At 74.3% G+C, this 7,326-nt stretch carries 7 protein-coding genes and 1 pseudogene; 3 read left to right on the top strand and 5 right to left on the bottom strand.

What is annotated here, in order from left to right:
- Positions 1-507, bottom strand: a 507-nt coding sequence (locus E9565_RS13405; protein WP_236835446.1) for a hypothetical protein, incomplete at its 3' end; no start/stop codon positions are given.
- A 132-nt stretch (positions 508-639) separates the two neighbouring features.
- Complete coding sequence (locus E9565_RS13400; RefSeq protein WP_236835444.1) at positions 640-1,035, bottom strand: hypothetical protein; 396 nt, start codon at positions 1,033-1,035, stop codon at positions 640-642.
- 88 nt (positions 1,036-1,123) lie between these two features.
- Between E9565_RS13400 and E9565_RS13395 the strand changes: the two genes are divergently transcribed.
- Both E9565_RS13395 and E9565_RS13390 read left to right on the top strand, forming a co-directional pair.
- Positions 1,124-1,954 (top strand): helix-turn-helix domain-containing protein, encoded by an 831-nt coding sequence (locus tag E9565_RS13395; RefSeq protein WP_236828710.1) that lies wholly within the window; start codon positions 1,124-1,126, stop codon positions 1,952-1,954.
- A gap of 29 nt (positions 1,955-1,983) precedes the next feature.
- Complete coding sequence (locus tag E9565_RS13390) at positions 1,984-2,151, top strand: hypothetical protein (RefSeq protein WP_236828709.1); 168 nt, start codon at positions 1,984-1,986, stop codon at positions 2,149-2,151.
- A gap of 136 nt (positions 2,152-2,287) precedes the next feature.
- On the opposite strand, the gene E9565_RS13385 is transcribed toward E9565_RS13390, so the two are convergent.
- The 3 genes from E9565_RS13385 to E9565_RS22565 form a co-directional block, all read right to left on the bottom strand.
- Positions 2,288-4,189 (bottom strand): hydantoinase B/oxoprolinase family protein, encoded by a 1,902-nt coding sequence (locus tag E9565_RS13385; protein ID WP_236828708.1) that lies wholly within the window; start codon positions 4,187-4,189, stop codon positions 2,288-2,290.
- The gene (locus E9565_RS13380) at positions 4,186-6,258 is read right to left on the bottom strand and encodes a hydantoinase/oxoprolinase family protein (RefSeq protein WP_236835442.1); all 2,073 of its coding nucleotides are present in this window, start codon (positions 6,256-6,258) and stop codon (positions 4,186-4,188) included. The genes E9565_RS13385 and E9565_RS13380 overlap by 4 nt, the downstream gene beginning before the upstream one ends.
- A gap of 85 nt (positions 6,259-6,343) precedes the next feature.
- A complete protein-coding gene (locus E9565_RS22565) occupies positions 6,344-6,475 on the bottom strand; it encodes a hypothetical protein (protein ID WP_255715832.1) in 132 nt (43 codons plus the stop codon).
- Positions 6,476-6,741: 266 nt separating this feature from the next.
- On the opposite strand from E9565_RS22565, the pseudogene E9565_RS13375 reads away from it, so the two are divergent.
- Positions 6,742-7,308, top strand: a pseudogene (locus E9565_RS13375) (peroxiredoxin family protein); the annotation flags it as partial.
- Between the last annotated feature and the right edge of the window lie 18 nt (positions 7,309-7,326).

Raw genomic sequence — 7,326 nt, 5'->3', positions numbered from 1 at the left:
GTCCCCCGCGCTGTCGGCGACGATGTAGGGGTCGCCCTCGAAGGGCGCGAGCAGCTCGTCGTCCAGGTCGACGCCCAGGTCCTCCTCGGCCGCCGTGGTCGCGAACGAGCCCTGCACGGTGCCGGCCACCTCCACGCCCGTCTCCGGCTCCAGCCCGTCGACCGCCTCGGACGCCAGCACCAGCAGGGGAGGCACGCCGCTGTCGGCGGGGCCGGCGATCACGAAGACCTGGGGGGCGATGACCGCCTCGATGCCGGCGGAGAGCACGACCTCCTCGCCGAGGTAGAGGTCGAGCTCCTCGACGAACTCGCTGTCGTAGGCGCCCTCGTAGCTGGGGCCCGGATCGGTCTCGCCGAAGCCCTCGTCCTCCTCCTCCGTCGTCTCCTCGGCGGCGGTCCCCGCCTCCGGCTCGGAGTCGTCGTCCCCGCAGGCGGCGAGGGCGAGGGGGGAGAGCGCCAGCGACGCGGCGACGGCGAGGTGGGCGAGCGGGCGGAGTGGTCGTGACAAGGGTCGGTCCTCCAGGTTCGGAGTGCTCCGGGGCGTGCTCCCCGGCGTCCGGTCCCCGTGGGCTTTCCGGTGGCGTCCGGGCCCATGCGCGTCACCGCCGTCCGTCGTCCTTTCGTAACGCGGGCCCGGGCGTCAGCGCCGGCGCAGGCCGGCGATCTGGAGGCCGGCGAAGCCCGCCACGGCGGCGGCCTGGAGGAGCACCCACGCGGTGCCCGCGCCGGTCAGCCGGAAGACGCCGGCGGTGACGACGCCGACGCTCCCCGCGGCCCACAGCGCGTTGGCGGCCACGACGGCTCCCGCTGCGGCGCGCGGGACCGGGCGGCGGGCGGCGACGGCGGCGACCGCGACGGCGAAGACGAGCAGGAAGGCGCCGAGCCCCCGCAGCGTGCCCTCGGGGACGCCGAGCAGGTCGGCGAGGGCGGGGGCGGCCAGGAGGTAGGCGGCGCCGTTGGCCCCGGTGACGGCGGCGTCGAGGAGCAGGGCGGCCCGGAGGAGGTCGGCGGGGCGGGTGGCGGTGGTGGTGTCCATGGCAGCACCGTCCCGCCGCGGGGTCAGCGCGTCGATTACCTCGCAGGTAGGCGACAGGCCCCGTCCGGCGGCGCTAGCGTTCCGCGCCGTGACGGCGCTGCAGGCCCCGCCGGGGGTGGGCGAGCTGCTCCGCCGCTGGCGGCAGCGACGCCGGCTCAGCCAGCTGGCGCTGGCCCTGGCGGCCGGCATCTCGGCCCGGCACCTGAGCTTCGTCGAGACCGGCCGCTCCCGGCCCAGCCGGGAGGTGGTGCTGCTGCTCGCCGAGCACCTCGAGGTGCCGCTGCGCGAGCGCAACGAGCTGCTGGTCGCCGCCGGGCACGCGCCCGAGTTCGGCCGGCGCCGGCTCGACGGGCCCGACATGGCCACCGTGCGGGCGGCGCTGGACCTCGTGCTGGCCGCCTACGAGCCCTTCCCCGCCCTCGTGGTCGACCGGGGGTGGCACCTGGTGGCCGCCAACGGGGCGGTGGCGCTGCTCACCGAGGGGGTGGCGCCCGCCCTGCTCGAGCCCCCGGTCAACGTGCTCAGGCTCAGCCTGCACCCCGACGGGCTCGCCCCCCGCATCCTCGACCTGCCGCAGTGGCGGCGGCACGTGCTGCACCGGCTGGCCCGGGAGGTGCACGTGACCGGTGACCCGTCGCTGGGCGCGCTGCACCGCGAGCTGGTCGCGCTCCCCGGGGGGACTGCCGCGGCACCGCCGAACGGGATCGCGGTCCCGCTGCGCGTCCGGGCGGGGGACGCCGTCCTGTCGTTCCTCAGCACGGTCACCACCTTCGGCACCGCCGTCGACGTCACCGCCGCCGAGCTGAGCATCGAGGCGTTCCTGCCGGCCGACGGGGCGACGGCGGAGGCGCTGCGCGGGCGGGCCGGCGGGCCGTCCGCTCCTGGCGCAACCCGCGTCGGCGCGGCCGGGCCGGGGTAGGGGCCGGGTCCGCCGAGAAGGAGGCCGAGATGACCGAGGTACCAGGGACCGACCGCGACGAGGCCCGGGAGAACGTGCTCGAGGAGACGCCGTTCACGCCGGAGGGCGTCGAGCAGGACACGTCCACCGGAGGTGACCAGGGCCAGGACGGCGACCAGGCCAAGCCGGAGCCCGGGACCACCGAGCCGCTGACCTGAGGAACGGGCTCCGCCGGGCGCGCCCCGTCGAGGGCGCAGGCGGTGCCCCGGACAGCAGCCGGCCCCTGCCCACCGAGGTGGGCAGGGGCCGACTGCGTGCAGCGGGTCGGGCCGACCGGGCGCGGTGCCCGGGGCGTCAGGGAGCGGGGTGCAGGACGTCGAACTCGTTGAACGCGGCGCCGCCGGAGAGGGTGGCGTAGCCGGGGCCGCGGTCGAAGAACGGCTCGTCCCCGGTGCGGGCGGCCCGCAGGGAGGCGCGCAGCTCCTCGGTGGCGGCCTCGTCCGCCGTCCCGTCCTCGAGCACGACGACACCGTAGTCCTCGCGGGCGCCGGCCACGGAGACCTTGCGCCAGGCGATGTCGCGCAGCACCTCGTCCACCGGCCGGTCCAGCGGGTCGCCCCAGCCGCCGCCGCCCGTCGTGCGGATGCGCACGACGGTGCCGGCCTTCAGCGGCTCGGCGTCGGCCAGCGCGTCGACCTCGTGCTCGTCCGGGCCGCCCGGGTCGACGGTGATCTGGAACGGCCGCCCGGCCTTGCCCCCCTTGACCCCCCAGCAGGCCAGGATCGAGCGGTCGGCGATCGACATGAAGTGCGCGTCGCGGAGCACCCGGATGTGCTTCTCGTAGCCGCAGCCGCCGCGGTAGCGCCCGGGGCCGCCGGAGTCCATCGCCAGGCCGAGCCGCTCGACGCGCAGCGGGAAGCGACCCTCGGTGAACTCGGTGGGCAGGTTCCGCGAGTCCGGCACGACGTGGATGGTGTCCTCGCCGTCGGCGTAGTACCGCCCACCCGAGCCGCCGCCGAGCACCTCGCGCATGAGGTACGGCTGCCCGTCGAAGTCGGTGCCGTAGACGCCGGTGTAGCGGATCGTCTCCTGGTCGGCGGGCATCCGGCCGCCGGTGGCCTTGGCCAGCACGCCCGCCAGGACGCCGAGCAGCCGCAGGATGACGAACGTCCGGGCGTTGGTCGGCGCGGGGAAGATCGGGGTGAGCAGCGTGCCCTTCTCGGGGAAGCGCATCTCGATCAGCGGGACGACGCCCTCGTTGACGTCGAGCTGCGCCATCCGCTCCGGCGTCTCGGCCAGGTTGCGCAGGATCGGCGCCAGCCACTTCTTGAGGAAGTTGCCGTCGGCGTAGTCGCCGCAGTGGTTGATCGGGCCCTTGGCCTGGGGGCCGGTGCCGGTGAAGTCGATGACCAGCGGGGTCTCCTTCGAGGAGTCCATGGTCAGCGTGATCCGCTGGCGGTGGAGCTTGGGCTCCTCGACGCCGTCGTGCTCGGCGTAGTCCTCCCAGACGTAGGTGCCGTCCGGGATCTGGGAGAGGATCTCCCGCCGGTACACCTCGGTGGAGTTCGACAGGATCGCGTCGAAGCAGGCCTCGACGGCGGCCACGCCGTAGCGGTCGAACAGCTCGCCGAGCCGCCGGGCGCCGGCCAGGCAGGCGGAGCACTCCGCGTCGAGGTCGGCGGCCAGGGAGTCGGGCATCCGCGAGTTGCGCGTCATGATCTTCAGCGCGCTCTCGTTGGGCACGCCGCGGTCCCACAGCTTGATCGGGGGGACCATCAGGCCCTCCTCGTACACGCTGGTCGCCGCCGAGGGCATCGAGCCCGGCACCGCGCCGCCGATGTCGTCGTGGTGGCCGAACGCCTGGATGAACGCCACCACCTTCTCGGCGCCGTCCACGTGGGCGAAGACCGGCACGGTGACGCAGAGGTCCGGCAGGTGGCCGATGCCGCCCTCGGAGGCGTAGACGTCGTTGTGGAAGAAGACGTCCCCGACGTTCATCTGCTCGATCGGGTAGTCGCGCACGACGGGGTGCACGAGCGCCGAGTACGAGCGGCCGGTGAGCTTGCGCAGGTTCCGGTCGTGGATACCGGCGCGGAAGTCGTGCGCGTCGCGGATCATCGGGGAGCGCGACGTGCGGCCGATGGAGGTCTCGACCTCCTTCTCGATCGCGGCGAGCGTGCCCGCGACGATCTCGACGAGGACGGGGTCGGCGTCGACCTTCGTGGCGTTCAGGGGACCGGTGGGGAACGTCGTCACTGACCCGACTCCTTCGTGAGCAGCAGGTTGCCGTAGGCGTCGACGGTGGCGGCGAAGCCGGGGTGCACCGGGACGGTGGAGCCGAACTCCTCGATGATCGCCGGGCCGCTGACCACGTCGCCCGGGGCCAGGTCGGGCCGGTTGTAGGTGGGCGTGTCCACCCAGTCGTCGAAGAAGACGCGGCGGGAGCCCGTGACGGCCCGGTCCGTCCCGCCCTCGCGGGCCGGCAGCTCGACCAGGTCCGGACGGCGGATCGGGCCGATACCGCTCACCCGGAGGTTGACCCACTCCACGGCCTGGCGCGGGTCGTCGGCGAAGTCGTAGCCGTAGAGCTGGCGGTGCGCCGCGTGGAAGGCCTGCGCGACCTCCTCGGCGGCAGCCGTGTCGAGCTCGCCGTCGGCGACCGGGACCCGCACCTCGAACGCCTGACCGACGTAGCGCAGGTCCGCCGTCCGCTGCATGCGCTGCTGGTCGCGGGCGAAGCCCTCGCCGTCCAGTGCGTCGGCGGCCTGCTCCTCCAGGTCGGTGTAGACCGCGCGCACGCGGTCCAGGTCGAGGTCGGCGTGCTTGCTGACGACGGTCTGCACGTAGTCGTTGCGCACGTCGACGGTGAGCAGGCCGAAGGCGCTGACGTTGCCCGGGTTCGGCGGCACCAGCGTGCGCGGCAGGCCGAGGATGTCCATGAGCCGGCAGGCCAGCAGCGACCCGGAGCCGCCGAAGGTCGTCAGCGTGAAGTCGCGGACGTCCAGCCCCTTGGCGACGGTCACCTGGCGCAGCGCGTTCGCCTGGTTCCAGGCGGAGATCTCCAGGATCCCGGTCGCGGTGCGCTCCAGGGAGAGGTCGAGCTTCCCGCCGAGCTGCTCCAGCCCGGCACGGGCGGCGTCGACGCTGAGCGGGATCTCGCCGCCGAGCAGGTGCGGGGGGATGCGGCCGAGGACGACGTGGGCGTCGGTGACGGTCGGCTGGTCGCCGCCCTTCGGGTAGCAGATCGGGCCGGGGTCGGCGCCGGCCGACTTGGGGCCGACCTTGAGCGTGCCCTCGGGGGAGAGCCAGGCGATCGAGCCGCCGCCGGCGCCCACGGTGACGACGTCGATCATCGGGATCTTGGACGGGTAGTCGCCCACCGAGCCCTCGGTGGTCAGCGCCGGCTCGCCGTCGATGACCACGGTGACGTCGGTGGAGGTGCCGCCGCCGTCGCAGGTGAGCACCCGGTCGAACCCGGCGGTGCCGGCGATCAGCGCCGCGCCCAGGGCGCCGGCGGCCGGGCCGGAGAGCATCGTGGTGATCGGCTGGTGCACGACCTCGGCGGCGCTCAGGACACCACCGTTCGACTTCATCACGTAGAACGGCACGCCCGGCGCGATCTCGTCGAGGCGGGTGCGGATGTTGGTGACGTAGGCACCGACCTTGGGCTTGACGGCGGCGTCGACCAGCGTGGTCACCGAGCGCTCGTACTCGCGGTACTCGCGGAGCACCTCGCTGGAGATGCTGACCACCGCGCCGGGGTGCTCCTCGCGGATGACCTCGAGCACCCGCCGCTCGTGCGCGTCGTTCGCGTAGGCGTGCAGGAAGCACACGCCGATGGTGGTGATGCCGGCGTCGCGGAAGAACCGGGCGGCGGCGCGGGCGTCGTCCTCGTCGAGCGGGCGGACCTCGGCGCCGGTGTGGTCCAGCCGGCCGCGGACGGTGCGGACCAGGTCGGCCGGCACGATCCGCGGCGGCTTGACCCAGAAGTAGCTGTTGCCGTAGCCGTCGGGCACCGACTGCCGGGCGATCTCCAGCACCGACTCGTAGCCCTCGGTGGTGATGAAGCCCAGGCGGTCCAGCTTGCCCTCGAGCAGCTGGTTGGTGGCCACCGTCGTCCCGTGGCTGACGGCGGTGACCGCGCTGCCGTCGAGATCCATCAGGTCCAGCACCTTGCGGACGCCGGTGAGGAAGCCCTCGGCCGGGTCGGTGGGGGTGGACGGGGTCTTGGTCGTGGTCGTCCGCCCGGTTTCCTCGTCCACGGCGACGACGTCGGTGAACGTCCCCCCGGTGTCGATGCCGATGCGGACCCGGCGCTCGCTCATGGGGAGAAATCTTAGCGGTGAGACATCTCCACGGGAACAGCCCGGCTCGTGATTCCTCCGCCCCGTGGCGGCGGGACCGCCGGGATCAGGCGCCCCGGTTCAGCTCCGCGATGATCCGGTCCAGGGTCCAGCGGCGGGGGCGGCTGCCGCGCCGGCCGGCGGGGGCGACGCGCGTGGTGGCGCCGGTGGTGGTCTGCTGCTCAGCGGGGGTGGTCACGTCGGTGCCTGCTTCTCGTCGTCGTCGGTGGTGCTCTCCCGATTCAACGACCGCGCTGCCGGCAACCTGAGCGCTTTTCCTGTGACTCCAGGCACGACCGGGCCGCACGGGGGGTGAGTTCGGCCACCCGTGCCCCGGGTGCGCCGCGCCGAGGGCCTGCCTACCGTGGCCCGGTGGACACCGCCGACCTGCTCGCGCTGCGGTCCGACGACCGCGCGGCCCTGCTCCTGATCGGCCTGCGGGGCGACTGGTAGCCCTACTGCTGCGCCCAGGCGGTCCGCCTGGCCCCGTCGCTGCCCCGCCTCGCCGCCGCCGGCACCGAGGTGGTGCTCGCCTCGGTCGACCCGCCCGAGGTCCAGCTCGCCTTCGACCGCACCTGGCACGTGCCCTACCGCTGGGTGAGCGACCCGGACGGCTCCCGGCTGGCCCGGCCGCTGGGGGCCTGGGACGAGGACGCCTCGATCTTCCGGCCGGTCGTCGTCGCGGTCGCCCCCGACGGCCGCGAGGTCTTCCACGAGCTCTCCCGCGACTTCACCGACCGGATCGACGACGAGCCCTTCCTCTCCGCGCTGGAGGGGCTGGGTCTGCCGGCGCTGCCGGAGCCCGCGCCCTGGGCACCCGAGGGCGTCGAGCCGCGGCCGTCCGAGCGGGCGTTCACGCCCGGCTCCTTCATCCCCTACTTCCGTGCCATCAGGTTCAACACCATGGCGCTGGCCGACCGGATGCGCGACGACGGCGACCGCGAGGAGGTGCTCACCGAGAACCGGATGGCCGCCTCCTTCCTGGAGGCGTTCGACGGCTGGCGGGCCGAGCACCCGCCCGAGCGGCAGTAGTCGCACCCGACGCCGCGG

This window comes from Blastococcus sp. KM273129, assembly GCF_021698995.1.
Lineage (GTDB): Bacteria > Actinomycetota > Actinomycetes > Mycobacteriales > Geodermatophilaceae > Blastococcus.
Note: the sequence above shows the minus strand (reverse complement) of the source record. Positions and strands in the feature narration are given on the sequence as shown.

Coding starts and splice junctions, on each gene's coding strand:
- E9565_RS13400 (WP_236835444.1), bottom strand. CDS start 1,035: ATGGACACCACCACCGCCACCCGCCCCGCCGACCTCCTCCGGGCCGCC.
- E9565_RS13390 (WP_236828709.1), top strand. CDS start 1,984: ATGACCGAGGTACCAGGGACCGACCGCGACGAGGCCCGGGAGAACGTG.
- E9565_RS13380 (WP_236835442.1), bottom strand. CDS start 6,258: ATGAGCGAGCGCCGGGTCCGCATCGGCATCGACACCGGGGGGACGTTC.